This window comes from Desertivirga xinjiangensis (genome assembly GCF_024436435.1).
GTDB lineage: Bacteria > Bacteroidota > Bacteroidia > Sphingobacteriales > Sphingobacteriaceae > Desertivirga > Desertivirga xinjiangensis.
This window is the reverse complement of sequence record NZ_JAFMZP010000001.1, coordinates 200,681-227,637: the sequence shown is the minus strand read 5'-3', so window position 1 is coordinate 227,637 and position 26,957 is coordinate 200,681. Positions and strand designations below refer to the sequence as shown.

Genomic DNA, 26,957 nt, shown 5'->3' with positions numbered 1-26,957 from the left:
ACTCCGAGCATACGATAGTGATAATATCGTGAATGCCGGAAAAAATCGCCTCTCTATCACTATTTATTATTAACAAAGCCAAAGTTAGGAGACTAATTAAGGGACTATCAGCAAGGCAGCTATCTATCAATATGAGGCGTGGAGAAACTTATGTCTCAAAGATTGAAGATAGCTCCCAACAAAATATCTATCCTGCTGATGAATGGGCAAATCTCGCCGAAGCCCTAGGTTGTCAAATCCATGATTTATTGCCACCCGATGGTGCCATAAAAAGCGATGGTACCAAGGTAGAAAAACGAGTGATAAACTTCAGCAACGAGCCAGATGTAAGACTTGTGATGGAAGGATTGATTGAAGCCGACTATTTCAAAGAATGCAAGAGCGCTGAAACTTTATTCAGATACCTAAAACTCGGTAATGAGGAAGAAGCAAACACTGTTCGCTCCATCCTCAACATATTGGTAAGTGAGAAAATACTCATCCGAACTGAAGAAGGTTATCAGGCAAAACAATAAATTTGGCATTGAGTACTTATGCCGGAGACTGCAACGCCCAAAAAGAAAAAAAAACGTATTAAGACATCTCTTGTAGTAATGTCCAGAATGGACTATGAGATTGTCAAGCGGGTATTTGAGTTATTACCCCAGGCAGGTATCGATGATGAGGAATTTTCCTTTTTACTTGGGAAACGGAATAAATACTTCTTTGACCTGCTTAACCCCACGGAAAAAGACAAATTCAAAAACGACCAGCTGGACGTCATTCCAACGATATTGAACATCAACCACCGGGATTTATTTCCAAATGATATAGCGCCAGGAGAAACCGTTCGATTACATAAGCCATCAAAAACAGTTTATGACGACAAGATTATCTACTCGCATATAGTCGAAAAGATTGATGGCTCAATATCAAAACCCATAGTTTGGACTAAAAAAATTGTAAAAGGAATCCGGAAAAAGGAAAATAAGGATGTGCGCTTAGAAGTGCTAAATCTTGTAGAGACGGGCTACTTTTTTGAGCGTCGTCGTGCCCTGCAGATTTATCTTAAAATCAAGAAGTCAATTCCGGACTTCTCTCCTATTGATCTTCAAAAAAGCTTATCGATACTGATTAGGCAGATAAAGGGAAAGCGAAAAGCGCTGTTAGTTCAAGAAATCAAAGATGGGTGTTATTATTTCAAACCTCTTGATCTAGTGTAACTGAGGCTTAGAAAAGCAGGCCTAAATTTCTGAACCAGCACTATTCAAACTATAAGTGTAAATCATTTTCATTTCATCATTAGCAAAACTCATGTTCTCATTTTTCTTTTGTACTTTAGACGCTGCTTTTTAGCTCTAAATTTCTTCTAAGGGTTTTTTAAGGGAAAGGCGGGATGATACAGTTTTAAACCTTATTCTAGATGTCTTTATTATAGCTAACTTGGCTCTTAAAAATAGTTCTCCTTGATGTTTAAAGAGTTACTTGATAAGTTGAGTATTTCCTCACGAGAAGCGGTTGTTGATGGAACTCATAATAGTTTCGATGATTTTAAAAATTATCTACATGTTGACCGACCTGTAGATCTGGTACTAGAGAGCATTGTCATCTCTTCAGTCAAAAGTGAGCAACCTAGATTGATTCTGATCTCTGGAAACGTGGGCGATGGGAAATCTCACATGTTAGCAAAGTTGTTCAACAAGTATGCAGACCTAATGGGTTCAGTATTAGTTAGAAATGACGCCACTGAAAGTAATTATGTCAGTAAGAGTTGGATTGAGGAGCTGGAGGATTTTTTAAAGCCCTTCAGTGATGATGCGTTGCAGATGAAAAACTCCTCAAAGGTCACCAAAATTGTTGCAATCAATTTGGGTGTATTATCTAGGTTTTTAAATGAAACATCGGTCTCCTTTAGCCAGCTTTCATTGTTTGTAAGAGCCAAGGGAATATTAGAAAACCGAGCGGTGGCCCATCATTACTACGAAGAAAGTTTTTTTCAATTTATCAATTTAGCTGACTACAAGCTATTTAGCTTAAACAAAGAGGGAGCCGCCTCGACCTTGCTAGAAACTTTGTTTGAAAAAATCACAGAATTGGACAACAGCAATCCTTTCTACAAAGCATTTAACGATTTTTACTCAGATCATCCTTATAGAGACAATTGCGTTATCAGGTTCAATTACCTACAGCTTTCTAAAAAAGATGTACAGAAAGCTCTGATAAATTTGATTATATACGCAATTGTTAAATTTAAATTAATAGTTTCAATAAGGGACTTGCTCAACTTTATTTACGACATAATTGTACCCTATCCTTATCAACAACAATCGAGCGAGAGTCTTAAGTCCTTAAAAGACTATAGCGACTTTTATTTTTCACTGAAGCACTCACTTTATAACAAGTTGTTTGACTCGGAGGGACGCTCCTCCCTGCTATCCGCGATAAAGAAGTTGGATCCACTTAGTTTACGGAGTGAAAAACTTGACAACCTCATTTTTCAATTAAGTTCTTCGGAATATACAATTAGTTATTTTAAGTCTCAAAACATAGATCTTAATGTTTGGCGTAGTGATAGTTTTGATTCAGCAGAAAAACGGGAGTTAGTGAAAACTTTCGTTAGATCTCTTTATATGAACAATCTTAATGAGTTTAACCTCGACTTGGAAGATTTTTATGCCTACGCTCGGTACTTATATGCATACCACACTGGTAACGTTTCGACATTAAAGACTTTATACAAAATAGCTATTAAGGCCATTCATACATGGAATGGAAACGCACGGTCTGAGAATGAAATTACAGTCCCAATAGGGAAACATCAATTGAGCTATAATATTAGCCAAAACATCCTGATTTCTCCTACCTCCATCAAAGTATTAGCTTCGAGGGAATGCAAAGAATTGTATGACTTTGACACCTCAATAATTGTCGACATTACTGCAGGATCAGTAAATAATTCATTCACATTGGATTTTAATTTATATAAGCTGCTGAAGAAAGTAGTACATGGATATCACCCAAACAAGTTTGATAGAGATGAACACATTGACTTTCAGAAGTTTGTAGATACTATCATTTCTGAGGCATCAAAAGACGTAAAGAGCATTAATATTGAAAAAATTAATGGAAGTATAAGAAAGAGATATCAGCTTTCTTTTAAAAATGCTTTTGGATACGAATTCACAACTAATTAGAAAATGCTTTTTTCAATAGACGAACAAGACTATTCATCCTCTTTCGATGGCTCAAAAAAGGGGTTCCAGCATAATAAAGGTAATTTAATTAAACTATTTCCATTTGCAACCGAATTAAAAGAACTTCCAGAGTCATCTTTAGACCTAATCAATTTTTACGGCATTTCGGGAAAGTTTCATCGCTCATGTCTTGGAATGGAGCAAACCTCTTTGTTGCCTAAAGATCAATTGATCCAACTAATTGTAGACGAAGTAGATGCTGGACCGAATAAGGAAGACCTTGAAGACATTATTGCGGAATTACTTTTTGATAAAAATGAACATTTAATCTTATTCTCATTTCAGGTTTTACCGCATTTGGGATTTCAATGGCCAAATGCGAAGCTAAAAAACTTAGAAAACTTTATTTGCAATTTGTTAATAGATGATGAGGTTGAGAAAATAATAGAAAATACGATATCTGATAATGCTCCAAATAACATCTTGTATCAACTTGTTCTGGATAAGTTTAAAAACATTACAAATAAAGGAGTATCAACTTATAATAGAAATGGATATTACGAAGGCCCCTTAGTGAAGGAAATCCGAGATCTTTTTAAAGAAGACCTAAGTAATTTGATCCAAAACAAAGCCTTATTTACTGAGAAGGTTTCTACTCTTATAAAGTTCTATTATTTCCAGTACATATTAAAGTTGATAGCCCAGTTGAGCAATTTATTTAGTGATAATCCCAGACCTGGTTTATTCTATTTTTCCCTTGATTGGGAAAAGCTATCTAAATCAAGGTTGGCGATTGATAATGGATGGCGAAAGCTGGAAAAGTTAGTTGAACCTATGTTTGCCCATGCGAATTGTTTGGAGTTATTACATACAATTCAATCATCTGAGGGCCGGTTTCTAAAGAAATGTTTTACTTATAGCGAAATTCTGACTGACATTCAGCAAATGGATGAAGAATCAGAAAAGGGATTAACTGTAGTTGTCAATAAAATTATTAACAGGTATCGAGACAGCATTAAAGACACAGACTGGTCCGATTTCGATGCCAAATATAAAATACCTGAAGGGAAAACTTATTCCTATTACCACTCCACTTCTTTAATACATAAGCTGTACTCGATGATAAAATATCAATTCGAGAAATCCTACACTAGGAGAGCAGCATATCGCTCTTTCAATGCTTGGTATAAAGAGTTCGTCAAATTAAATTACTATAAATCGAGAGGTAGTCTTGGAGGGACCTTAAAATTAGATAAAGAGGGACTTCTTCTTTTTACTGAAATGAGTATAATGAGTTCAGGAAAAGACAAGATATTGACGAGTCACTTATGGCTACAACTAGAAAGAAGAGGAATATTACTTGATAATCAATCCAAAAGAGAAGTAGTAAATTTCTTTGAGAAAATAAACATTTTAGAAAAAAAGAGCGACAGCGGGGATGCCCAATATGTAACTCGCTTATATAATAGGTAATGGAACAAGAGAACAGATTATATTTCTATTTATCTAAATTGATATTAGATTTTTTCACAGCCGGCACTCTGAAAGATGGGAGTAAGTATCAAATAAGGTTTGAGAGGGAATCAGATGTCCATCAATTATATAGTTGTTTAAAAACCTTTGCTGAAGCGGCGTACAAAGACGAAGGTATTGAAGTTATCTCCTATCTATATAATGATTATGATACCTATGCACTAAAAATAAAAAACACAAAAGTTATTATTGCTAGCCATAATAACGAAGACCTACTTACCGGTCTTAGGAATAATTTTCAAAAGGTATCACAGTTCGAGAGTAATTCTGCCATTTTTTTTATTCACTCATCTGAACTTGAAAGTATAAACAAAGGAGCAGAGAGCCTAGCCAGTAGGGATATGCCTTTGCACTATGAAACGGTTAGTAAAAACATTATTGCAGAGTTTTCAAAAGAGCCTGAGTTTACCTCAACTCAAAAAGAATTTCTGCGAGAACTGATAAAATCAGAATCGAGTGACTACCAAATTGAAAACTCAAATGTTTTCGATCTGAAAAAATACTTAGTTATTTTAATAACTAAAAAATTGGTTAAAGAAGATTATAACCTGCTAGGTGTATTTTTTGATGAAAAAGTTCACAATGAAGAACTACCAAAGAGAGAAATACGGCAAAGGGTTCTTAAAAATCGCAAGTACTTTTCGGAGATTTCTCAGAACGAGGAACTAGGAACTTTGGATGATTACCTAGAAAGACATTTTGATAAAAGTGGTCAAAAAGCCCTTTCAGATAGAGAAAACTGGCAAAATGTATCTTTTGATCAAATATTAAAGTATGAAGAAAATAGAGACAATATTAAGTTTAATGAGTATATACCTAATACTGACGAAGTCACTAGTGAAGAAAATATTATCTGGGATAAAGAAGAAGGGAACAGTGCGAGCAAAGCGAAAATTCGAAATATTATCATTTTTAATCCTAAGTTACAACATGAACTTTCAGTTGATTTAAAATTTAAAAAGAGACCTTCCCTTGATGCTTTCTCGGGGCCAGTTTTAGCAACTATTGAAGAAGAGTCTAAGTCGCTACATATCACACTTCCAATACAGACTCCGACTAACTTCAACACCTATAGGCTTGGATACACAGAAAAGAAGGACGGTAAAACAAACACTTACGTTTTTAAAGTTCTTGTAGTACCTTTCGAAGAGACTATTTTAAGACCCGTCAAAACAAAGTATATAGTTCAGATTCAGCAAAGTGGCAAATTTGGAATCGAGTTTTATTCTGATGATTATTTACTCTTCAATGAGGATGGATTAGAAACGGAGCCATTTTTATTCTATCCAAGTAATGCCTATGAGTTATCTTCAGAGCAATCTTTAAAGCTCCAATTAGGAGAAGTCGATGTAACGGACAGCCTATCCCTTCCTTTTACCCTAAATTACAAGTCAGCTTCAATCTTTGCCAGATTCGTAATGTCTGGCATTAAACCTGCGCCAATAGGGGGGCAAACTGTATGGAGTAAAAAGAATATAAATAAAAAATCCTTCTATTACCTTAAAAGGACAGATGAAAAGCGTCCTGATAGAGAAATTATTACTCTCGAGCATTTTAATACAGTCTATTTCCCGACTGGAGATTTCAGGGAAAATCTAAGATTAGAAGAAGAAATAATTGATCTAGGATATTCTGAGATTGTCATAACTGGACATGGAAAGCTAGAAGATAGAACAGGTATTTTACCTCCCGACTTAGATGAGGCATATAAAAATATCATTTCCTATTTCCGGTCGACAATTAAAGGAAGTTATAGAATTTTACCTAGTACTATCTATGTTGCTGGAGAACTCAGGACGTTATATCGGAAATATATAAAAATTTATCTATTTCATCTTAACAACATAGAACAAAATGGCTCCCTTTCAAGAGCCGAAAAGTCTCTGTTACGGATTGGCACAATTAGGGAACAAGGAAATTTAGAGCGGCTAAAACTTTCCCCCTTACATCCACTTTTAGTAGCATACCAATTAACATTATTAGATTCCTTAGACGAACAATTTTGGAATAATGAAAACGGAGAGCTTGCAAAGAAATTTTCCCCTATCAATCTCCTACCTTTTATAAATGATGGAGGTGGCGAGAAAGAGTATTTTATAGGCATTGATCAAGATCAATCTCCCGAATGGTTGTATTATGTTAATGCTACGGTTGAAGGTCAGTCGATAAATCGAAAAAATGTCCCTGAGATGATGTCTTCTAAAATCAGGGAGTTTGTGAAACACTTCTCATTCTTATACATTGAAAAAAATGCTCCAATACGCTTAAACTTAATTAATATTGGAGACGGGAGAGAAACTCTGCAGGGGATTTTTGAATATTTTAGTTCGGCTACAAAAGAACTTTCAAATAACTCTAAGAATCCGAATGACGTTTTCCCAATTTCCATCAACATTTATGGCTCAGAAAGTTTCGTTACTTGCTTTGAGCAATTTTCTAAATTCGAAAGTGCCGAAATCATTAAAAACGAGTTTGGCATAAACCTGGAGCAGTTGCGGGGAAAACTTGAAGTTGAGGACTTCTTGAAACTTTATCATGAAAAAGTTCAGTTTTTCCTTAAAACTGACTCAAGTATAAATGAAACAAAATATGAATATGCTCATATTACTTTCCATCAATTTGACGAAAGTGATGTGGAGAAATCCGATAACAACACTAGCGAAATAGCGTCTGGGGTATCACTAGGAGGTATTTTATCTGACCTGCCGTCTATTTATAGTCAAGGAAATTACCGCACAGGCTTTGGCATTAAATACTTAGAGGAATTTGATGGGGATATTTTGCTGCAACTGTCTAGAAAGCTTAATTCTCTCGCCCATATAGAAGGAACCTCACAAATTTATAAAGATCATTATGCTTTTGCCTCAGTAATAAACAGTAAAGTCAAGCAAAACTTGCAGGAGGTTTACTCAAGTTCACAATGGGTTACTTTTATTAATCCTCGTGTTGATTTAAGCTTTTTCAAAAGTGATAAAGATGTTGTTATAATACACTACACAGATCAGTACAGTACATCTAGTGGTTTTGATTCTATAACGGTCACAAGTAAGTGGGAGCAGTACGAATACATTCTTAAAGACTATCTGAAATCGAAAGTCGAGAACATTGATGGTGCAATTAAGCCTATTATTGATATGTTCAATGCAATAAACGGTTATTGGCTGTTGAAGCTTGGATCGCAGAACCCTTACGAAAAGGTAGAAAAAGAGAAAATAAGCATTCTATCAGCAGTAAAAGAGTTGTTAGCAATTCTTGATCATCCAAAAATAACTTGGGTGGTACTGTCTTTAGAAGAAATTCTTAGGGTGACTGGGGGAGCTGGATTGAAACAAAAGTCAGGGTTGTTTTCAGTGAAGAATCTAAATAAGACTGGGCAGTTTAGCGACGATTTACTAATGGTTGGTCTTGAAGAAATCGAAGGGGTTCTACAGTTATATTTCTACCCAGTTGAAGTAAAGATTGGGAATAACGCGTCTAAGACTATTAAGAAAGGGGTTATTCAGGGGAAAAATTCTTTTGAGTTAATAATAAAAACTCTTTGCCAACCAGGCTTAAGCGGAAAGATCTACAGAAACTATTTCTCAAAACTGATTTTAACTGCAGCGCAAAAATTGGCACTTTATAATGTTTGGCCGGATTACTCATCTAGGTGGGAAGATATTGAACAGTGGCGAGGCAAGCTTTTAAATGATTCATTTTCTATTGGGACCTTAAATTCTTATATCGGAAATTTCGGTGTGCTATCATTTAAAGAGAATTCATCTTACGGCAAGCGAGATATAGCCTTTAGAGAGAATTACTTACAAATAAACTTGTTTGAGTCTGACGGATTAAATGATTTGGTGCAGTCCGTTGAGAAGTTGAAATTGCGATATTCTGATCAGAATGCAATTGGCATCACTATTAATGACCTTTTGGAGCATAAATATGCTACTTCGATTGTCCGAAACATCCTTGAAGACACTGACTTTCTTCTTGCTTTAGAGCGGGAGGATGAAATTGAGGTAAAGAATGAATATCCTTCAGACATCGAGGATATTCCTGGTGAAGAAGTCCTTACAAAAGAAAATGTAGAAGACCCTCTACAAACCTATTTAACTTCTCCCTTAAAAGTATTGTTTGGAAGCCAAGCTAGCAATGGCAAGCCTATCGAGTGGTTTCCAACTTCAACTAATAAGGTTATGCATATGAACACTGGAATCATAGGTACTATGGGAACAGGAAAAACTCAATTCACAAAGTCTCTTATTACTCAATTAATAAAGAATACTCATCAAAATGTCGATTCAAAAAAGCTTGGCATTCTAATCTTTGATTACAAGGGAGATTACATTAAAGACGACTTTGTGAATGCTACAAACGCGAATATCTACGAATTACATAAATTACCGTATAATCCCCTTGCCTTAGCTATTGGGAAGACGCCTAAACCACTGCTGCCTTTACATACGACTAGGACATTACAAGAGACAATTTCAAAAGCCTTTACTTTAGGAAATATACAAAAGACAGCATTAAGAGGCATTATCATGCAAGCTTATGCCAATGCTGGTATTATAAAAGATGAACCCCAAACCTGGGTAAGAACAGCGCCAACCATTAATGAAGTATGTGAAATTTATCTAGATAGTGAAAATCCGAAAATAGATAGCTTGCACGCCGCGCTAACCGAGATTTATGATTATGAAATTTTCGAGGCAGATGGAGCAAAAACAAAGCCATTATTTGAACTTATAGATGGCGTAACAATAATTAATTTAAATGGGTACAGCACGGATTTGCAAAACTTAATAGTTGCCATTACGCTTGATCAATTCTATTCTCAAATGCAGATCCACGGGCATAGCAAGATTGATGGTGACTTAAGACAAATTAATAAAATTGTCCTTGTAGACGAGGCGGACAATTTCTTAAGTAAAGATTTTGAATCACTCAGAAAGATATTAAAAGAAGGAAGAGAGTATGGTGTGGGAACTATTTTGTCAACTCAATTTTTAAATCATTTTATAACTGCAGAAAATGAGTATTCTAACTATATTCTTACTTGGATCATCCATAGAGTGAATGAGATTAAAGACAAGGAAATTGCCACATTATTTGATTTACCGAACAGAAATGATAGGGACGCTTTAACAGGAGTGATTAAAAGTTTAGACAAGCATTATAGCATTGTTAATCTTGCAGGAAGCCCTCCAATTAAAATAAAAGACAAAGCATTCTGGGAACTTTGCAAGGAGGATTTAACGACAATATAGTACTGGCTTATTTTATTACAAATTAAACAAGGTCCAGAGGGGGAATAAGTCAGGTCCTAAATATGTGGTAAATCTCTCCGAAAAGGAACAATGAAGTTCGTTTTTGGACGATAGCTTCACTATTCCGAAGGCTAAATAAAGCAAGAAGCACAACCTTCCTCTTCAGCATCAAGTATGTTATCAATCATGAACGGTGAATTTGAATCGCTAGTGCGAGATTGACGAACTAGATAGTCCTCTTTAATTTGTTTCACTCTTTCTGGCCGACTCAACTCTTCTAAAGTTTCATCTTGGTTCCAGGTATAATCTCCCCGTTCATATTCCATTGCTCGATTAAAAAGCTCAGGATGTTGCTCTAGTAACCATACCCACTCTATTTTTTGTTGATAGAAACAAAAATAACATCCTGAACGGCTTCTACAATAACTACCTGTCTTGTCATTAACTTGAAATTCTATCTTATTATAATACTCTGGAATACCTACCCCACTTTGTTCTAAAATGCTGAAGATATCATCTATTTTTAAGATCCGATCGTCATCAATCAATGAAAAACCAGGCTCTGTAGCAAGAGGATATGATGTAGTTTTAAGAAACTCAAAGACGAGTCGGTTAAATAACTTTGTATTAGTGCGAAGCAAAGAATGAAGTTTTTGCTTTTGATTAAAATTAGCCGTTAAAGGTGTACCAAGAATTTCACGAAAGTAATCGCCCTCAAAAGTTGGAATTAATCTATCATAGATTTCGCCAACTTTGATTCGATTTGGTTCGATCAAAACCTTATTGATAACATCTTCACTCCAAATATTCTGCCGGAATGGGAAAATTGATTGAATATTGGACTTAGTCGAAATATAACCTTCTCTATCTTCGTCTCCTCGAATTCCTACATAAGATATGACAGAATCGTCCCCTACAAACTTTTCAAATGTGTCAAGCTTCAAGCTCTTGGTACACCATCTATTCACAGGAGAGGGTAAAAAGCCACCTAGGGTTTTTAGCTTATGGTCAAAAGGATTCTTATGACTACCATTGAAGGCTTGCAAACGTATAATTTTCTTGCCAAGGTAAACTTCAAGGTTGTCGATCAGTTTATACGTTGCATCTAGCTCCTTACCTGTATCTGAAGTATAATATTCAATATCAAGGTCAGGATAGTTGTCCTTCATATAAATAGCTAGTGCTGCACTATCCTTACCTCCGGATATACCGAGTACATGTCTTACTTTCTTCATTTCTCCATCAACTCTTTTAGTATCTTTGATAAAGCGGCCAAATCAGTTATAGTATTATTTGAAAGTGTTCTTCGTAATTCCACCTCCACTTTCTCCACTTCTTGGCTTCTGCTTTTAGGAAGCCTAATTATCCTTTTACAAAGGCCTGCATCAAAAGAACTGATTTCTAAACTTAATAAATCTTCCTTTTCTATTGAAAAATTTGTTTGAGATAGAGAGGTCAGACTGTCTAGTTCAAGAATTAACAATTCGAACTGGTCATAAAGCCTTATTTCCTCTTCGTCGGAGAATTTGTCTAAGGTATTTCCAGTTACAGGCTGCATTATAGAATTAAGCCATGCTCTTTTGTCATCTAGGTCTGATTCTAATCTCTGTAGGAAACGTTTTTGTCTAGGCAATAATAAATGCTTTTTTATACCTTGAAATCTTTCTCTAAGCCTTGATTTATAAGCGAGGAATTCCATTTCCTCTCCGAGTATTTCAGAACAGATGAATTCTTCAATTCTGGCTAACAGCTCGTCGTAGGCACTCCGTAATTCTCGAACTGCATCTTGCAACTTTTCTGTATACTGATGTAATTTACTTTCGTTTTCCAAAAGTTGGTTTAAGTCAAAGCCTAGTGCAGAGGGAAAAGCTTCGAAAAAAGTTTGTTCCGGATCTTTAGCTTTGGAGATAACGTCACGAACTTGTTTAGCCTCTTTGCTTAATCTATTAGTATTTTTAGAATATTCCGGCAAATGGCGATAAAAGCTTAAAAAGGGCTTAATCGTTTCGATAAAGCTTTGGTTTCCTGGCTTAATTTCCGAAGATTGATTTAGAAATGTTCGGTAGCTATTGAAGAGATTCAATTTAACTCCAATTATATCGAATGCTTTTACCTCGTACTCCTCTGGATTTTTAATTATTAGTTCTAGAACTTCATACGATAGCTGGGGAATATATCTATCATCACAAAACAAGGCAAATTCATTTCTTCTAATAAATAAAAATGTCGGTATCCAAAAGTCTATCAATCCCTGTTTGAGCTTGTACGGTCTTTGAGATAGTATACTTTTCAATTCAGAGACCTTTCTCTTGGAGACTTTTGCTGTATTCAAAAAATCTTCTGAAGCATCCCAAATGAAATGAAATTGGTTCTTAGGATCAACTATAATGTGATCAGAGATATTATCGTATAGCCGAATCCCATTTTCCTCAAGGAGAGCGAGAGCTATAGTTTTTTCTGGTGGAAATTTGTCAGGGGCAAATCCGAGGTCCTTCTTATCCCAGTTCTCTACTAGTGCTTTTAAATAACCACGTTTAGCACTATGAATAGAACCAGAAAGTTTATGCTTATTAATCAGTTCATTGTTGAATCTAGGAGCTTTGTCATAAATCCTCAAACATATTTCTGACAGTAATTTATTGAACGTTCTTTTGTTTACAACTCGTTCCTGTACTTGGCCCTTAAAAACCCATTGAACATCCTTAGAGTTATAGAGATTAGTTAGAATTTTATGATTTAGTAAGTTTTGTTGATGTAGCAATATCTCGCTAAGCTCTTTAATTGCGACTTTGTCATCTATATTTTCATCAATTACTTTTTTAGTTTTCTCGATTTCAAAAAGTAACTCCTTAATGGCATTTGAATTTTTATATAATCCAAACAAAATAGCTTCTTTTTGTCCATCTGAAAAATTCTTAAGTTCCTCAGGTGCCAAGTTATCATTGAAAATTAAATTGATGTACCCATCCGTCTCGCCTTCTGCCACTATGCTTTTAGGGTACTCAGATATAACAAATTCAAAGAGACGTGGAGTTCCTGATTTATAGGTTGCCTCTTTTGCAACAACAGGAGGTAATTTGTAATATCTGTTTAAAAGCGTAGTCACATCGTTTACTGCATCAACTTTCTCTGACGCCTTCGACAACGCCAAAGGTATATCTAGATCAGTTCCCTCTGTAACAATAAATCGCGTTGAATAATTGCGATACAGGATTACTTTATAAGTACTTTCAAGACTAGCAATGAGATCGGGAGCATCCTCTATACCTAAACAAATCTTACAGTATTGTTGCAAAAAATGCCTGTCCAATAAAGCTCCAGGACTCGAAAATATATTAAGTAGCCCTACTGTTTTAACAATTGAAGAGTAATCTTCGATTCTGTTCTCCACTTTTCTCTCTACCAGGTCAAGTGCGGCTTTTATTGCTCTCCAAGCCACAAGATCCGGATTCCCATAGAAGTACAAGTAGGAGTAGAAATTAAAAATCAAGTAATCATAAACATGTGATAAATTGTAAAATCTATCATTCCGTCTCGAATGCTCGTTGAGGCTGGTAGGATCAGTAGACTGAAGGAAAGAGAATAGTGACCTTTCATTCTGCCCATATTTCTGCAGAGCATGAGTCAAAATATGAGCAGAAAGTAGATCCAACGGGTACAAATTCTCCGCAACATTTTGAAGGTCTGTGGATAAATGAGTGAAGGCTTTCGTACTCTTGAAGAGATTTAACCCAACTTCTATCTCATTACTTTTTCCTACCCTTTTCGCCTTAGAAAGTTGTTGAGCGGCTAAAAACAGGAGTTGTTCGACAGGTTCATTGAAAGTTAATTCTCTGAACCTGCCTTTAACTTTTATCCACTCATTTTGTTGACGGATATTTAGATTATAAGAGTAAGCATCAAAGCTTTGATGAACAGCAGTTATTAACAGAATATTATTATCTGAATTGTTTACAAATTCCGCTAGCTGCTGAACAAAATACAGCTCCTTTTCTGCCGAATGCTTAAAGGCATATTCTAAAAACTTTCCAAATTCATCAATAAAAAGTATAAGTAATTTTTTGTCGCCGCCTAGATCATAGTATTCATTATATATTTGAGAAAAGATTTTTTGGGGTAGGATCCCATAATCTTCAATATCGAAATGATCAGCGAGGGCTTCCTTTATAGAGCGAAACTCCCCTAAAATATTTATGAACTTTACATTAGCATCTTCTAATAAATCTAATTGAAAGTAATTAGATAATCCAGACAAATGTCTTTGTAACGCTAAAATGAAAGCAGACTTCCCGGTTCCATAAGAACCAATAATTCCAAAAGATCTCACGCCTTCCCTGAAATCATTAACAATTTGATTTGCGATGACACGAGAATTTGGCGTCGGAATGTACTCTATATTTTTATCAATATCTCTGACGATATTGATAGAGGCAACATTCTTAATTAGCATAGTAATGATTTAAGATTTCTAGAGGGGTAATTTGCCGCTTGATTTGTAATTCTTTTATTCCAGCGTGATCACTATAATTAATGCAATCGTACTTTTTAGATATTTGCTCAAGCCTACTAGCTAAAGAAGTTCGGGATACTGCGAGAACCGACGTTACATTATTGTGATCTTGCTCAATAGTTGAGATACTGATTGATGACGAATCTGCTGCACAATTATCAAGAATGATGTACAAAAACAGAGCTTCCGGTAGTTCATCTCTTTCTTTGTTTTCTATGGAATATAATTCTTCTCCCCTTTTTCCTAAAGGCTTTATAAGGTTTAATTCTGTGAATAGCCCTTGAAATATATCTTCTTTTACCTTGCCATCACTTCTTATATACATCTTAATAAGAACACCAAAGTCGTCAAATATAGTCTTTTCATTTACTTGTAAAGCTTTAAGCTGTTCTGCTTTCCGTTTCAAAAAACCGAAGTAGGTGTTCTTATTGAACTCTATTTTTTCTCTCCTGAGCTCATTGAAAATTAGGCCATAGGAAGAAGCTACCCCTTTCTTCACAAGATTATAATGTAAAAGCCACAAGCTCATCTCATCTTCCAAGTACGGATCCCACCCCTCATCATCTAGAAGATGGATTGCGAAGTTGGTCAATTCATCCTCCTGAGTAAGTATATCCATAGCCCTCATCCAAAATCTAATAGCTGAAACCATGTTTTTACCCACACCAAGATCAATGACAGCGTCCTCACTTTTAAAGGACTTATTAGCTTTGATAAAATCGTATCCCTTTTTCAACCAAAGCTGTCTACATGGAAAGGTGTCGTGGCCCGAAAAACTAAATTTAGGCATAATGAAACAAAATATATCTAATTTACAAATTTACGATAATGAGAATCACTAATGCGATTTCCTAACTAGAAGTTCCTAACAACTTGCACTCTCAAACATGCTAAAAATATTAGCAAAAAACAAATAATTGCATAGCGTTATGTTAATTCAGTAGGAATGCATAGAGGAGTGATATTCCATAAGTTATGGTATGTTGATAATTAACAAATCGATGTCAAATGCAATTGAAAGCGAAATAACACACGAGAGTCATATGGACGACTTAAATTCATCATCTATTATTCTTTCATCGCAAATTTGTTTCCTTTCAACTAATGTAAAGCTACCTTGCTCAAGCCAATCAAATAAATAATTGAACCCTTGGAAACTCTTTCCTTGTTTTACCTCTGCAGATTATCCGGGAATTTAGACCATTTTGTCACAACCACTTACTTTCAGGCACTTTTATAGTATAATTACGTTTCTGTGTTATTACACCATTTTCTAAACCATAAACCTTATTATTATGATTTCCGTTATAATCATAAATCTCCAACTGGCCATTTTCACTATCTGTCGAAAAAAAAATAATAGAGTTTCTCTTCTTTAACCCGGCTTGGAAGATATCGTTAACCCTTTTATCATGCTCATTAGCGCGAGTCAATGCTCTGTTGAATCTAGCCCCGTTTAAAATTGCCATTATATACCCCCACTTTAACAAATACGCATCATCTTTCTTCAATTTATGCTTGGTCTTTAAACAAGTACTGATGACACCATGTGCGGGAGCAGGAACTAATGAGGGATTCCACTGTCCCCACTCGAATTTGTTATAAAATGCAAAATACTTCTGACGGAAAGTTACATACTCGTCATCGTCTGGAAACTCCCCTTTGATATAGTGCTCAAAAAATATTTCTAAGAATAACAGATCAATCTGTACTGCCGTAATTGAAGCTAAAATCGGATTCACCTCACGATCGTAGCTATTGATTTTGATTATAGATATCGGCTGGTCAGAATCGGACAACAGCTTAACATTACAGCTTTTTAAAACTTCTATCTCAAAAGCCTCAATAGTAGATGAACACGAAATTGATTTAAATGGAAACTCTTCAAATTGAGATATTGTGTAATAATTGTGTTTTGAAGAACCATTCCTTTTATAAACCTGAAAACAGTGCCTGTCTCCATCCACAAAGTTGCTGATAATTGATCTCACTGTATATAACCCGAGATCGTCGTATAGGCTTAGGAGGTCCAATTCCAAAAAGATCTCAACTTCGAAGATGTTTTTTTGTTGAAGTAAGGTAAAATGAAAGTCTTCAAATTTCAAAAAAAAAGGCTCCAACTTACAGTCATTAAATAACTTCTCTAGAAATTGTGCTCCTAGGAAGATTTTTGTTTTAAGCATCTTGATTCAAAAATAGCTGTCTATAGTCTTGATCAATTTGATCGAAAAATCCCGTAATGCCTCTTACCCGTAATTCCTTAATCGGCATTCTTCCTTTAGCGTCAATTAAAATCTCCTCAACACTTGTAAATACTGAGGCCTGTTCTTTAAAAAAATAAAAAACTTTGACGTCTTCATGTGAAACTAATGAAGGTTTATTTGAAACGGCTAACCTTATACCGTTTAAAACATGATCACTATGAGTTTCAACAATAATCTGCACCCCTGAGTTGGCGCATCTAGCTATCAGTTCACCAATCTTAGACTGCGCTCGCGGATGCAAGTCACTTTCAGGGTTCTCTAAGATCACAATATCCCCTGGTTGTGCTATAAGTAACGAAGTGATAATAGGAAGAGAATAAGTAAGTCCGAAGGCAGAATTAGATGCTGAATAAGAGTCCCAGTTTAAACCATTAAAAGAGTCAAAGTACAATTCATACTTTGTAGCAACTGTTTTTAAAATATTCAGTCTGACATTGTCTGAAATATGATTAAGCCAATAATTAATTTGCGCTTCTAACGGTAAAGGATCTCCTTCACTATCTAACACTAAGCAAATTGAAGGTCGATATTTCGAATTTTGTTCTTTATCGAAAGACTTTTGTCCGACTTCAGAGATATATGACACTGCGAATTCACCATTCTTACCTAAATTTTTATTTTCAATTGCATAAGTATTTTTCACAAAATGCGCATCTGGGGAGACTCTTGAAGCACTTATATATTGAAATCGATCTTGCGACAGTAACGAATTATCCAATAACGGAGTAAAATCTATCTCTCCTTTTAATACGGTGTCCCCTCTCTGATCTTTTGTAGAGAAAAGAAAACTAGTATCATTAATGGAAATTTCGATTTCCGAACATTCAGATTGAGAGTTCTCGATGTCTTTAATGCTGCCCAGATTCCCCGTGTATGGGCCGTCTAAGGATATTCCGTATTTAAGCTGATTGCTTTGATAAGCTTGCCTTAATAATAAAATAGCTTGAATTAAAGAAGATTTCCCAACGCCGTTTATACCTGTAATGACATTTAATTTTTTTAAATTCAATGTCAAGTCCTTCAATGCTTTAAAGTTTCGAAGCTTAATTTTGTATATCATTTAAAAACATCTTGACAAATTTTTCAACTGTTTCAATATTAGTTTTCAAACTTTCGATTGTCTCGAAATATCTACTATCAATCGATTTTTCAAATTGGGGTTCATCAAAAAGCTTAAGTGCTTTTTTTGCAAACAAAGCTTTATGTTCAACTAAAATGGCTCGTTCATCATCATTGAGTCGAGAGAACAAATATGTCCATACGCCGAATAAGTTGCTATTGAAATTTTTCGGGCCATCAAGATGAACCATCGCTTTCGTAAAAATTATTTCAGAAGGAAATATGGAGCTCAAGGCACTCAAAGTAGCTTCAAAGTCAGATTTGAAAACCTTTAACTTGTTCCTCTCATAACTATTTATACGTTCCATAGCTTTGTCGAGAAAATCCTGAATATTGCCAGCGTAATCATGTAAATAATTGAGAACTCTAAATGCTACATATCTTAAGCAAAGCTCAGCATCAGCCATTCTTTCCTTCCCTGTTGCACCTTTTTCTGGAATTATAACGTATTTATTTATAACATCCGTAAGGTTCAAAATATAACGAGATGAAGTAAATTCGGAATCTTCATCTTCGTTAATTGCGTGTCGAATTTCCTGCCTATTAAGTATAAGGGCACTTACATTGATATTTTTAAATATTTTATACCTAACACTTTTGGGCGTTCCCGGATAGATTGCAAAATAAGAAAGCTGTTTTTCTTCAAATTTACGTTGATATGTCCGCCCTAGATCGGTATAACATTTACCTTCTAGACTGGGGATATAATCCAGCTTAGTTAGTGCTAGCTGATTATCGTAGAAAGATTTTATGGCGCTAATTCGTTGAAGACCGTCGACAATTAGCCATCGATCATCGTTGGTAACATCGAAAAATAGTGGAGGGATTGGCATATTTAAAATAATGGTCTCTATCAGCCTACTTTTTACATCATCGTTCCACAAGTTCGATTTTCTCTGAAAATAGCCGTCTAACCGAATCTCGTTTTCATTTAATCTTTTATAGATATTATCTATTGTAATCACATCGCCGCGGACATTGATCTTTTTTAAGTCTTCCTCATCGATAGTAGAATTTCCAGGAGATATATAGGTTGGAAGATTAACCGCATCTAGAACCTCGGGATCGATATCTATCTGCTTAAACTGTTTAGCAATGTCCAGAAAATTCCCGTTAGATCTATTGGCAATATCCTGTATCTCTTTAAGAAAATATAAACGTCCTGTTTCGTGCTGCAAAAAGGTTGTCAAAAAACTGTGAGGACCTTTGATAATAATAAAATTATTTGAAGGAACAATTTTTTTTTTGAATTCCTGTGTCACTCGCAATAAGGTGTAGCCATCCTCATTTTTATAATTGAAGATTAGATAGTCGCCATAGCCGACATCTTGAACTCCTGGTAATAGGCTTTTACTATTTTTTGCTATAATATATTTAGCATTAGTTTCAGATATTGCTATTCCTCGCTCGATATTTTCAGGAAGCAAGTAAAGAAAATTTGAAGGTTTTGATGATAACTGGGAAGATGCTACTTTCAGTCCTGTCAAAATATCATCAGCTAAATCCGTAATTCTCATTTATTTTATATAGTAAACTTTTTTTTAAATTTCAACCTAACCTTATAATCATATGAATCTCCAAATTTTTAATTCGTTTAGCAACAATACACTCAAAAGGGCAAAGAATAGCTATTGTGCGTCTTTTAATGAACAAGCTTTTTAGATTGAATTATTCAAATGTATAACATTATTTAAAGAACTCGAAGTTTCTATTCTCGTAGCAGCAATTATTGCTCTAGACACTGAAACTGTAGCCTCTTAAGTCTTGTTATAACTTATGCGGGTTCTTTTCGATACACGGCCAAACGCTAATGAGCAATCTGAACTAATAGCTAAACCCCTTTACAAATTAGCACACCATACCCGGGCTTCCACAGCCTATGGGAAAGCTCCGCATAAACCTGTCCTTTTGATTTCGTTAATTGATCTAATCGAAAAAGGATTAGTTACAGGCAACAGAATACAAGTCGATACAGATCTGGTAGCGGCATTCCAGAAAACTGGAAACTACTGGTAAATAACCTTCATCAACCGGATTTCACGCAGCCCTTTTATTACCTGCAAAGCGAAAGAGTTGAGGGAAAACAGATCTGGTTTCTGCAGCCGAAGCTGGGATGCCAGATAAATGCACATATAAAAAGCGTTATTCGTCTATCGCAGGTTTTAGAGTATGCATACTTCTCATCTGAACTTTACCTGCTGCTTACTGATCCGTTTACAAGGAACATTATAAAAACCACGTTGATTGACACCTAATTCCTCTAACCAGGAACCAGTACCTTCAAAGCAAGGAAAAAGGGACAGGCTATATTCATGACATGGAGGCTTATCTGCTTAACGAACCACTGGCACAGTATAAGCCTGTCAATATAGAAACAGAGGAGGATGTATTTGTAAGAGGAGGTTTGTTTAAGAAGCTGGTGCCAAAGGTATATGACTCTACCTGCAGCTTCACCGGAATGCGTATTGAATCTACGTTCGGCTATAATTTTATTGATGCCTGCCACATTGTTCCTTTTAGCGTAAGCCAGGACGACAAGGTGAACAATGGTATTGCGCTTTGTCCCAATCTTCACCGCGCATTTGACAGAGGCCTGATATCGGTTGATCATTCCTACCGGCTTATGGTATCTGCTCATGTAGCGGAGGTTGAAGATCATCCTTACAGCTTAAAGCAACTGGAAGGCAGGAAAATAAGGCTGCCATTTAATAGCCGGTACTATCCTTCGCCAGAGAATCTGGATTGGCACCGGAGGGAGGTGTTTAAAGGGTAGTGACTAACTGATGGAAGAGTATTAAGCCCGTTTCAGGTCATTAATTCCTTGAGACAGGGGACAGCATAGTCTGGACTATTAAAGTACAATATCTTTGCAGATTGATGTCAATAGCAGTCGCTCAGCCCAAAGACATTAAACTTTCTTGCCACTAGCTAAATGGCGGCAAGTTCATCAACTTCTGCAAGTATCCTCTTAATTGATTTCTCATCATAATAAAAAGGGCTGACCAAAGTTTCAATGAGTTCAATCTTTTCAGGCTTATCCATCTTTAACCAGTTGTCAGTTTGCAATAAATAGTTGATTATAATGCCTCGTTCTTTTGGCCAATTATCTATATAAGAATCCTCTTTATCATATTCTAGATTATCAATTGTAGGTATTTCCCTTACTTTATTCTCAAGCTCACTCGAGACCTTATTAAAAATGTCTTTGAAAAATGGGCTGCGAAATAATTCAAGAGCCCTGTCGTCATCGACTCCAAACTTTAAGGCCCAAAATGCTTTATAAACTACTTTTAAATCATATAATTCTTTTAGTTCTATCATGTTATTTCTTGTTTCGGATTTGGGTGCCTATTTACGATAAGTAGTAGCGTTAAATAGACTATTGAAATGAAAATAACCCTGGCCACCTATATTATTCGGTGGAGAATAAAAATGTGCTTGAACTCCATTCACTGACATTCATTAGGGTGTTTTACCAGCGCATTTACAAGATCTCGTAATTGTATTTCATTCATTCAATCAAATAACCATCAAAAAAGACCTATCTGACAATCAATATATTACAGAAAAAACTTCATAATCTTGATAAAATCATCAAATAAAGATATGATTTAATTTCCCTGTCGCTTATAACGAAGCCTACAATTAAAAAAGGTTATTTAAATAGCAGAGGTTGCAAAAGCTACTACCCTACCCTACTTGTCAACTTCCCACTCTCCCGCCAGATATACGGAGGCATAGACTCTTTTAATGTAGATCAACTGCGGCTCAATATGCTGAAATGCCATGAAGTTCTGCAGGGTTAAGGGCAACGTCGACTGAAGCTTGTAATTCTGAATTTTAGCGATCAGTGGCTTCCCGGATATTTCTAAGGATGGCCTCCTTTGCTTTTTTCTCCAGGATGATGGAGCATTCCAAGGGGCAGATGCGGAAACTCGTCTTCGATCTCTTTGATGATAGGCATCGATATACTGCTATACTTTTTTCTCTTTAAATAAAGGAGCCTTCGATATTGACGGATATCAAGTTCTTTGCGCTGTATTACACCCCACTAATGTCCTCTGCACATTTTGGAAATTCGGTGGTTCGAATCATTACGGATATGGATTTTTAGATTGTTAATTTGTTTATCAAGTATTCAGACGCGTTCGTGTAAAGAAACCAGCATTTCGTGTAATAGTTAAAAAATTAACCTAAAATAAATCCACTTTAAGTATATATTCGTATAGAACAAGAGGAAATTATCATTTGGGCTTTGAACATCCGCAATCCTTTAATAAGCTCTTTAAAAGTAAAACCTCCCTTTCTCCTTCAGATTATAAAAGAAGTCTTCTGAATTAGAAAGGGAGGTAGTGTATAAATTCTGAAATGAATGTTTCAGATATTATCGATGAAGAAAAGAACACCTTTATCTGACAGCACATTCTCATCGTGTAGGTCTTCAAAGATGAGCCCGAGTGCTAGATTAAAATAATCATTGTTCTTTTTAAGCTTAAAACCGTTAAAGTTCACGAATTGTCGAACCAAATCAAGGTTGGTAGGTTCAGCACTTACTACAAATTCCTTTCTGACTACGGCGTGAAGTTACTCTGAAGCTTCAAAGCAAAGCCTCTTCTATATCGTTAATAACCTCTTTATCCTTAATAATTTTATCATGGCCTACGTTGGGGTAACTTTTACCAACTATTTCAGGATTAATATTTAAAAAATCCTGTAGGTATTTATCGGGATGAACGACGTCCGCCGGATCGTAGAAAACGATGCTTTTAACAGAGGAAGATCGTTGATACACTTCCACCAGATTGAAGTAGGAAGCAGGGGTATGAAACAGGTTCTCAAATTCAGAAAAAAACTCATCCTGAGCTGCTAAAGGAGCTTCCACAAAGCCGAGCGTAGCCTGAAAATTTTCTTTAAGCCTAATGAGGGGTGCGATACTAAGGAGTAGTTGAGGTTTAAGAGATACTTCCTGAGCGGCAATTATGTTAGCCATTGCACCGAGTGAATGTCCAATTAAAATGTCGGGAGATCCGAAGGCAAGGATGATTTGTTTTACTGATTCAATATAAAGTAAAAGATTAGAGAGTTCTCCCTCAGAGCTACCGTTACCCGGAGCGTCAAAAGCTATAATTTCTAATTCCGGATTAGATTTCAAACGTGTTATCAAATCAAAAAAATCAATTGCTTTTGATCCCCACCCATGTGTAAGGAGCACTTTCCTTCTTCCTTTACCCCAACGGAAAGAATTTATTGTTAGTTTGCTTTTAGCGAAATGAGGATCAAATACCTGCAGTACTTGTTTTTCAGCCTCATCTAATAGTTGTTGCTGCTGAAGGCGAACGGGCATTTTAGGAGAATAACAAATTACTTTCCACAGAATATCTTGATATTCTAGTTTGTTATCTTTTGGAAATGTTCTTGCTGTTTGAAGAAGGCTCTTTAGGTGTTTCATTTTATTTAGTAGTACAAGGTATTAGTATTAAAGCTTTTCAATAATAGCTTTTTTTGTTAAGTCGGCGACAGTATTTTGAGACTAAATTCGGTTAATTTGCGGGTATAGTTCCTGAATTTTACGATCCTGCTCCAAAATTTTGCCACATTTTTATATTATTTTGTGACATGAATTCTGTGCATCAGGAAATAAAAAATCTGAACATAGCAGTCAAATAAAAAATGTTAATATAACCTTTCAAGCATAGTTGAGAATAAAAGATATGAGGAAATATTCTCAGAAACATATCAAGAGTTCACTATGTAACCCTTCCTAAAAATCAGACTGTTTAAAAGACGAAAACTCGCCATTAAGAAATCTAGTATAATTTCTGACAATAATCATCGTCGATTGCCAGATTTGACACTCTTTTCTGTTCTTTCCTCTTTCTTTCGATTTGCGTATATTCGTATAATGTCCGATGATTCAATTTATCACCTTAATCTATTTATCGACGACCTCACTAATAGCATTCGTCGGGTAGAAAGCGGTGAGAGTTTTGAAACAGGTATATCGCTTGCTACCGGTGAAGATATAAAGTTGCTATCAAACAAAGTGGATGGCATTTTTCCTGGAAAACTGAATTTAACCGGGTTGACCGGCAGGTGTTTAAATTAACACTGGTTGATGAACCTAAAATCTTGCAAGGATTAATCAGCTTAAGTGATATGGATGGTTATGTTTATGTGAATCTGGCAGAATGTGCGCCCATCAATTTTGGTCCTGATAAAAAATATGAAGGTGTTGGTGGAAACCTTTTTGCTTACGCCTGTAAAATATCATGGGATGCTGGCAATGAAGGTTTTGTGTCGTTTAAAGCGAAGACCCAATTGATTCATCATTACGAAAATGTTTTAGGAGCAGTACATAATGGGGGGCATACTATGATTATTTATCCTCAAGAGGCATTATTTTTGATTAAACGATATTTTAAAGTTTGAATTATGGGATATATCAAAGAGCCCAAGAACGTTGACCTGGTGGTTGGACCATCAATTCTTACTTCAGCTACCCGGAAAACTATTCTCCAGGCGATTGCCCAATATAAGAAAACAGGGCAAAAACCCCTTAGCGTGAAAGTCGATAAAGGCCCGGTAGAGGAATCTGTACATATCGGTCCAAGAAAAAAGACTAAATAGCAGGTTACTGTGTTTGTCAGGTTGATCTCTTAACCAGAGCTGATAGTAAAAAGATATGAGGAAATTTTCTCAGAAACATATTAAGAATTCACAATATGTACGTCCCTATGTAGACGTTTGGGTAACGCGTGATGCTTCGAATGGAAGAATTGCATCAAGAGAGCAAGTCTTAAATAAATTTGAGGGGATGACGAATGGTATTGAAGAGCTAAAGGCTGTTGTAATTCCCGGCTATAAAACCAGAGGATAGAGATAGGGGTTTACCCAAGTTTTCGTCAACGGCAAAGGGCCAATTTAGGATTTAGAATAGTAACAAAAACACTGCTACTACTTACCTGTCGTCACCCATTCCCTATGTTCACATTTTTGTTTTGTTCACTTTAAAGTGAACACTTCGATTAAATGCACAAATAGCTTTGGCCTCTTTTCGAGGCTATTACATTTACAACTTTTCAACTTCTTCAGTTGAAAGACCAGTCGCTTTAGCTATATCAGCAGTAGGAATGTTCAGTTGTTTGAAATTACGTGCAATGGATATCCGCTCCTTTTTGGCAGCTTCTTCCGCCGCTTTCTCGACCGCAAAATCAAGTTGATTTTGCCTGTCCCATTTGTCTTTTAAACTGGTTTCGTATGCCATGCGTTCCTCCTTTGTTAATGCAGCAACCTCTGCTATTTCAAATAATTTCTTGAATATAGGTTTCCTTACAAACCTGGGAATATCAACAAATTTACTCAAATGCTTAATTACAAACAACCATTGCTCCAGATCGGTTTTAAGGTCATCTTCGGCTTTGTCAAAAACCGCCAGCTGGATGTAAATAAAACCGAGTTTGTGATAAAATTCTTTTCCCGTTTCATTATCCACCAGACTTACACGACGGATATACTGCCCGGGAAGGTTGTCCTCAAAGGAGAATCGTTCCATCAGTGCGATCAGGTACACAGGGGGCAGCTCATATTTCCATAAGTCAACGGCTCCCTTTGGAGCAATGTCGCTGATAAAGCGGGAAGAATAATACAGGCAGCGGTCTTTGAAGAACCTTTGATCAGTTCGCTGAATCTCCACCAAAAAATAGTTCCCTTTATCATCTACGCAAGAAATATCAAGAATCGCTTTAGCCGTATTTTGATCTTCCCCCTGATGTTCGTTCTTGAGAAAAACCAGGTCTGTAATCTTGTGTTTGCCAATAAAGATCTCATTCAGGAAAGCTATCAAAAGAGGTTTGTTGGGCTCGCACCCAAATAATTTCTTAAATCCGAAGTCGGATGTTGCGTCAATATATCTGCCTGGAAGTGTTAACATGATCATGTATTTGGGCAGTAAAATACAAGTTGATGAAATCGATGACCATGATGGCTGTCATAAAATTCATTGTTTTACCGCAAAACCGTGAAGGGTTACTCTGGGAGTCTGGAGACTCCTTTTTTATTTATTAATCCGGAGTTCGCTGCGCTTAAAACTCCGGACAGGCCCTGCCCTCCTCGTTTCTCGAAAGCAATCAAATAAATTCGTTCATTACCCCTTAAACACCTCCCTCCGGTGCCAATCCAAATTCTCTGGCGAAGGATAGTACCGGCTATTAAACGGCAGCCCTATTTTCCTGCCCTCCAGTTGCTTTAAGCTGTAAGGATGATCTTCAACCTCCGCTACATGAGCAGATACAATAAGCCGGTAGGAATGATCAACCGATACCAGGCCTCTGTCAAAAGCGCGGTGAAGATTGGGGCAAAGCGCAATACCATTATTCACCTTGTCGTCCTGGCTTACGCTGAAAGGAACGATGTGGCAGGCATCAATAAAATTATAACCGAACGTCGATTCAATACGCATTCCGGTGAAGCTGCAGGTAGAGTCATATACCTTTGGCACCAGCTTTTTAAACAGACCACCTCTTACAAATACATCCTCCTCTGTTTCTATTTTGACAGGCTTATACTGTGCCAGGGGCTCGTTAAGCAGATAAGCCTCCATGTCATGAATATAGCTTGTTCCTTTTTCCTTGCTCTGAAGGTACTGGTTCACACTAAAGAACAATGTTTAGCGGAAAGTAGGTGTCTCAATTAACGTGGTTTTTATGATGTTCCTTATAAGCGGATCATTAAGCAGCAAGTAAAGATCAGATGAGAAGTATGCATACTCCAAAACCTGCGATAAACGAATAACGCTTTTTATATGTGCATTTATCTGGCATCCCAGCTTCGGTTGCAGAAACCAAATCTGTTCTCCCTCAACTTTTTCGCTTTGCAGGTAATAAAAGGGCTGCGTGAAATCAGGTTGATGAAGGGTATTAACCAACAGTTTCCAGTTTTCCTGGAACACCGCTACCAGATCTGTGTCGACATGAATTCTGTTGGCTGTAACTAATCCTTTTTCAATCAGATCAATTAAGGAAATTAGAAGAACAGGTTTGTGCGGAGCTTTTTCCATAAGCAGTGGAAGCCCGGTTAAGATGTGTTAACTTGCGAAGGTATTTAG

21 protein-coding genes and 2 pseudogenes are annotated in these 26,957 nt (G+C 36.2%); 11 read left to right on the top strand and 12 right to left on the bottom strand.

Translation table 11 applies throughout. The features are described from left to right. The first annotated feature begins 131 nt into the window (after positions 1 to 131). The 5 genes from J3P37_RS00965 (at position 132) to J3P37_RS00945 (ending at position 9,961) form a co-directional block, all read left to right on the top strand. Positions 132 to 515: a hypothetical protein gene (locus J3P37_RS00965; protein ID WP_256009113.1), complete on the top strand. Its 384-nt coding sequence runs from the start codon at positions 132 to 134 to the stop codon at positions 513 to 515. An 18-nt stretch (positions 516 to 533) separates the two neighbouring features. Then, entirely contained in the window at positions 534 to 1,202 is a 669-nt protein-coding gene (locus J3P37_RS00960) for a hypothetical protein (protein ID WP_256009112.1), read from the top strand. Positions 1,203 to 1,448: 246 nt separating this feature from the next. Beyond that, positions 1,449 to 3,173 carry a DNA phosphorothioation-dependent restriction protein DptF gene (gene dptF / locus J3P37_RS00955; RefSeq protein ID WP_256009111.1) on the top strand — a complete coding sequence of 575 codons (1,725 nt, stop codon included), beginning with the start codon at positions 1,449 to 1,451 and terminating at the stop codon, positions 3,171 to 3,173. A gap of 3 nt (positions 3,174 to 3,176) precedes the next feature. After that, entirely contained in the window at positions 3,177 to 4,646 is a 1,470-nt protein-coding gene (dptG, locus tag J3P37_RS00950; RefSeq protein ID WP_256009110.1) for a DNA phosphorothioation-dependent restriction protein DptG, read from the top strand. Further along, on the top strand, positions 4,646 to 9,961 hold the full coding sequence (locus J3P37_RS00945) for a helicase HerA domain-containing protein (RefSeq protein WP_256009109.1): 5,316 nt from the start codon (positions 4,646 to 4,648) through the stop codon (positions 9,959 to 9,961). The genes dptG and J3P37_RS00945 overlap by 1 nt, the downstream gene beginning before the upstream one ends. 131 nt (positions 9,962 to 10,092) lie before the next feature. Here J3P37_RS00945 and J3P37_RS00940 read toward each other — a convergent pair whose 3' ends face one another. The 6 genes from J3P37_RS00940 to J3P37_RS00915 form a co-directional block, all read right to left on the bottom strand. After that, positions 10,093 to 11,196 carry an adenine nucleotide alpha hydrolase family protein gene (locus J3P37_RS00940; protein WP_256009108.1) on the bottom strand — a complete coding sequence of 368 codons (1,104 nt, stop codon included), beginning with the start codon at positions 11,194 to 11,196 and terminating at the stop codon, positions 10,093 to 10,095. Further along, complete coding sequence (locus J3P37_RS00935; RefSeq protein WP_256009107.1) at positions 11,193 to 14,411, bottom strand: hypothetical protein; 3,219 nt, start codon at positions 14,409 to 14,411, stop codon at positions 11,193 to 11,195. Before J3P37_RS00935 ends, J3P37_RS00940 begins: the two co-directional genes overlap by 4 nt. Beyond that, complete coding sequence (locus J3P37_RS00930; RefSeq protein ID WP_256009106.1) at positions 14,401 to 15,261, bottom strand: DUF4007 family protein; 861 nt, start codon at positions 15,259 to 15,261, stop codon at positions 14,401 to 14,403. Before J3P37_RS00930 ends, J3P37_RS00935 begins: the two co-directional genes overlap by 11 nt. Positions 15,262 to 15,679: 418 nt before the next feature. Next, positions 15,680 to 16,654, bottom strand: coding sequence for a hypothetical protein (locus J3P37_RS00925; RefSeq protein ID WP_256009105.1), 975 nt, complete (start codon positions 16,652 to 16,654; stop codon positions 15,680 to 15,682). Further along, positions 16,647 to 17,795, bottom strand: a complete 1,149-nt coding sequence (locus tag J3P37_RS00920; protein ID WP_256009104.1) for an AAA family ATPase — start codon at positions 17,793 to 17,795, stop codon at positions 16,647 to 16,649. Before J3P37_RS00920 ends, J3P37_RS00925 begins: the two co-directional genes overlap by 8 nt. Continuing rightward, positions 17,779 to 19,371, bottom strand: a complete 1,593-nt coding sequence (locus J3P37_RS00915; protein WP_256009103.1) for a DUF262 domain-containing protein — start codon at positions 19,369 to 19,371, stop codon at positions 17,779 to 17,781. The genes J3P37_RS00920 and J3P37_RS00915 overlap by 17 nt, the downstream gene beginning before the upstream one ends. Before the next feature lie 259 nt (positions 19,372 to 19,630). Here J3P37_RS00915 and J3P37_RS00910 point away from each other — a divergent pair, with 259 nt between their 5' ends. Both J3P37_RS00910 and J3P37_RS00905 read left to right on the top strand, forming a co-directional pair. Further along, on the top strand, positions 19,631 to 19,870 hold the full coding sequence (locus J3P37_RS00910) for a hypothetical protein (RefSeq protein WP_256009102.1): 240 nt from the start codon (positions 19,631 to 19,633) through the stop codon (positions 19,868 to 19,870). A gap of 301 nt (positions 19,871 to 20,171) precedes the next feature. After that, entirely contained in the window at positions 20,172 to 20,627 is a 456-nt protein-coding gene (locus tag J3P37_RS00905; protein ID WP_256009101.1) for an HNH endonuclease, read from the top strand. A 155-nt stretch (positions 20,628 to 20,782) separates the two neighbouring features. On the opposite strand, the gene J3P37_RS00900 is transcribed toward J3P37_RS00905, so the two are convergent. Beyond that, positions 20,783 to 21,175, bottom strand: a complete 393-nt coding sequence (locus tag J3P37_RS00900) for a hypothetical protein (protein ID WP_256009100.1) — start codon at positions 21,173 to 21,175, stop codon at positions 20,783 to 20,785. 921 nt (positions 21,176 to 22,096) lie between these two features. On the opposite strand from J3P37_RS00900, the pseudogene J3P37_RS00895 reads away from it, so the two are divergent. After that, positions 22,097 to 22,195: pseudogene (locus tag J3P37_RS00895) on the top strand (AraC family transcriptional regulator); the annotation flags it as partial. Positions 22,196 to 22,231: 36 nt separating this feature from the next. Here J3P37_RS00895 and J3P37_RS22985 read toward each other — a convergent pair. Then, a pseudogene (locus tag J3P37_RS22985) lies at positions 22,232 to 22,426 on the bottom strand (putative polyvalent protein kinase domain-containing protein); the annotation flags it as partial. A 25-nt stretch (positions 22,427 to 22,451) separates the two neighbouring features. Continuing rightward, complete coding sequence (locus J3P37_RS00890; protein WP_256009099.1) at positions 22,452 to 23,303, bottom strand: alpha/beta hydrolase; 852 nt, start codon at positions 23,301 to 23,303, stop codon at positions 22,452 to 22,454. Between the two features lie 644 nt (positions 23,304 to 23,947). Between J3P37_RS00890 and J3P37_RS00885 the strand changes: the two genes are divergently transcribed. Genes J3P37_RS00885 through J3P37_RS00875 form a run of 3 tightly spaced genes read left to right on the top strand, consistent with a single transcriptional unit; the run spans position 23,948 to position 24,731 of the window. Continuing rightward, positions 23,948 to 24,283, top strand: a complete 336-nt coding sequence (locus J3P37_RS00885) for a hypothetical protein (protein ID WP_256009098.1) — start codon at positions 23,948 to 23,950, stop codon at positions 24,281 to 24,283. A 3-nt stretch (positions 24,284 to 24,286) separates the two neighbouring features. Further along, a complete protein-coding gene (locus J3P37_RS00880) occupies positions 24,287 to 24,481 on the top strand; it encodes a hypothetical protein (RefSeq protein ID WP_256009097.1) in 195 nt (64 codons plus the stop codon). 55 nt (positions 24,482 to 24,536) lie between these two features. Further along, positions 24,537 to 24,731: a hypothetical protein gene (locus J3P37_RS00875; RefSeq protein ID WP_256009096.1), complete on the top strand. Its 195-nt coding sequence runs from the start codon at positions 24,537 to 24,539 to the stop codon at positions 24,729 to 24,731. 192 nt (positions 24,732 to 24,923) lie between these two features. On the opposite strand, the gene J3P37_RS00870 is transcribed toward J3P37_RS00875, so the two are convergent. From J3P37_RS00870 to J3P37_RS00860, 3 genes are all read right to left on the bottom strand, one after another. Beyond that, positions 24,924 to 25,784: an Rpn family recombination-promoting nuclease/putative transposase gene (locus J3P37_RS00870; protein ID WP_256009095.1), complete on the bottom strand. Its 861-nt coding sequence runs from the start codon at positions 25,782 to 25,784 to the stop codon at positions 24,924 to 24,926. A 213-nt stretch (positions 25,785 to 25,997) separates the two neighbouring features. Continuing rightward, positions 25,998 to 26,504 (bottom strand): HNH endonuclease, encoded by a 507-nt coding sequence (locus J3P37_RS00865; RefSeq protein ID WP_256009094.1) that lies wholly within the window; start codon positions 26,502 to 26,504, stop codon positions 25,998 to 26,000. A 15-nt stretch (positions 26,505 to 26,519) separates the two neighbouring features. Further along, a complete protein-coding gene (locus J3P37_RS00860) occupies positions 26,520 to 26,909 on the bottom strand; it encodes a hypothetical protein (RefSeq protein WP_256009093.1) in 390 nt (129 codons plus the stop codon). Between the last annotated feature and the right edge of the window lie 48 nt (positions 26,910 to 26,957).

Excerpts from the sequence above, each read along its gene's own strand:
- J3P37_RS00965 (WP_256009113.1), top strand. The coding sequence starts at position 132 with ATGAGGCGTGGAGAAACTTATGTCTCAAAGATTGAAGATAGCTCCCAA.
- J3P37_RS00960 (WP_256009112.1), top strand. The coding sequence starts at position 534 with ATGCCGGAGACTGCAACGCCCAAAAAGAAAAAAAAACGTATTAAGACA.
- dptF (WP_256009111.1), top strand. The coding sequence starts at position 1,449 with ATGTTTAAAGAGTTACTTGATAAGTTGAGTATTTCCTCACGAGAAGCG.
- dptG (WP_256009110.1), top strand. The coding sequence starts at position 3,177 with ATGCTTTTTTCAATAGACGAACAAGACTATTCATCCTCTTTCGATGGC.
- J3P37_RS00945 (WP_256009109.1), top strand. The coding sequence starts at position 4,646 with ATGGAACAAGAGAACAGATTATATTTCTATTTATCTAAATTGATATTA.
- J3P37_RS00940 (WP_256009108.1), bottom strand. The coding sequence starts at position 11,196 with ATGAAGAAAGTAAGACATGTACTCGGTATATCCGGAGGTAAGGATAGT.
- J3P37_RS00935 (WP_256009107.1), bottom strand. The coding sequence starts at position 14,411 with ATGCTAATTAAGAATGTTGCCTCTATCAATATCGTCAGAGATATTGAT.
- J3P37_RS00930 (WP_256009106.1), bottom strand. The coding sequence starts at position 15,261 with ATGCCTAAATTTAGTTTTTCGGGCCACGACACCTTTCCATGTAGACAG.
- J3P37_RS00925 (WP_256009105.1), bottom strand. The coding sequence starts at position 16,654 with ATGCTTAAAACAAAAATCTTCCTAGGAGCACAATTTCTAGAGAAGTTA.
- J3P37_RS00920 (WP_256009104.1), bottom strand. The coding sequence starts at position 17,795 with ATGATATACAAAATTAAGCTTCGAAACTTTAAAGCATTGAAGGACTTG.
- J3P37_RS00915 (WP_256009103.1), bottom strand. The coding sequence starts at position 19,371 with ATGAGAATTACGGATTTAGCTGATGATATTTTGACAGGACTGAAAGTA.
- J3P37_RS00910 (WP_256009102.1), top strand. The coding sequence starts at position 19,631 with ATGCGGGTTCTTTTCGATACACGGCCAAACGCTAATGAGCAATCTGAA.
- J3P37_RS00905 (WP_256009101.1), top strand. The coding sequence starts at position 20,172 with ATGGAGGCTTATCTGCTTAACGAACCACTGGCACAGTATAAGCCTGTC.
- J3P37_RS00900 (WP_256009100.1), bottom strand. The coding sequence starts at position 21,175 with ATGATAGAACTAAAAGAATTATATGATTTAAAAGTAGTTTATAAAGCA.
- J3P37_RS00890 (WP_256009099.1), bottom strand. The coding sequence starts at position 23,303 with ATGAAACACCTAAAGAGCCTTCTTCAAACAGCAAGAACATTTCCAAAA.
- J3P37_RS00880 (WP_256009097.1), top strand. The coding sequence starts at position 24,287 with ATGGGATATATCAAAGAGCCCAAGAACGTTGACCTGGTGGTTGGACCA.
- J3P37_RS00875 (WP_256009096.1), top strand. The coding sequence starts at position 24,537 with ATGAGGAAATTTTCTCAGAAACATATTAAGAATTCACAATATGTACGT.
- J3P37_RS00870 (WP_256009095.1), bottom strand. The coding sequence starts at position 25,784 with ATGTTAACACTTCCAGGCAGATATATTGACGCAACATCCGACTTCGGA.
- J3P37_RS00860 (WP_256009093.1), bottom strand. The coding sequence starts at position 26,909 with ATGGAAAAAGCTCCGCACAAACCTGTTCTTCTAATTTCCTTAATTGAT.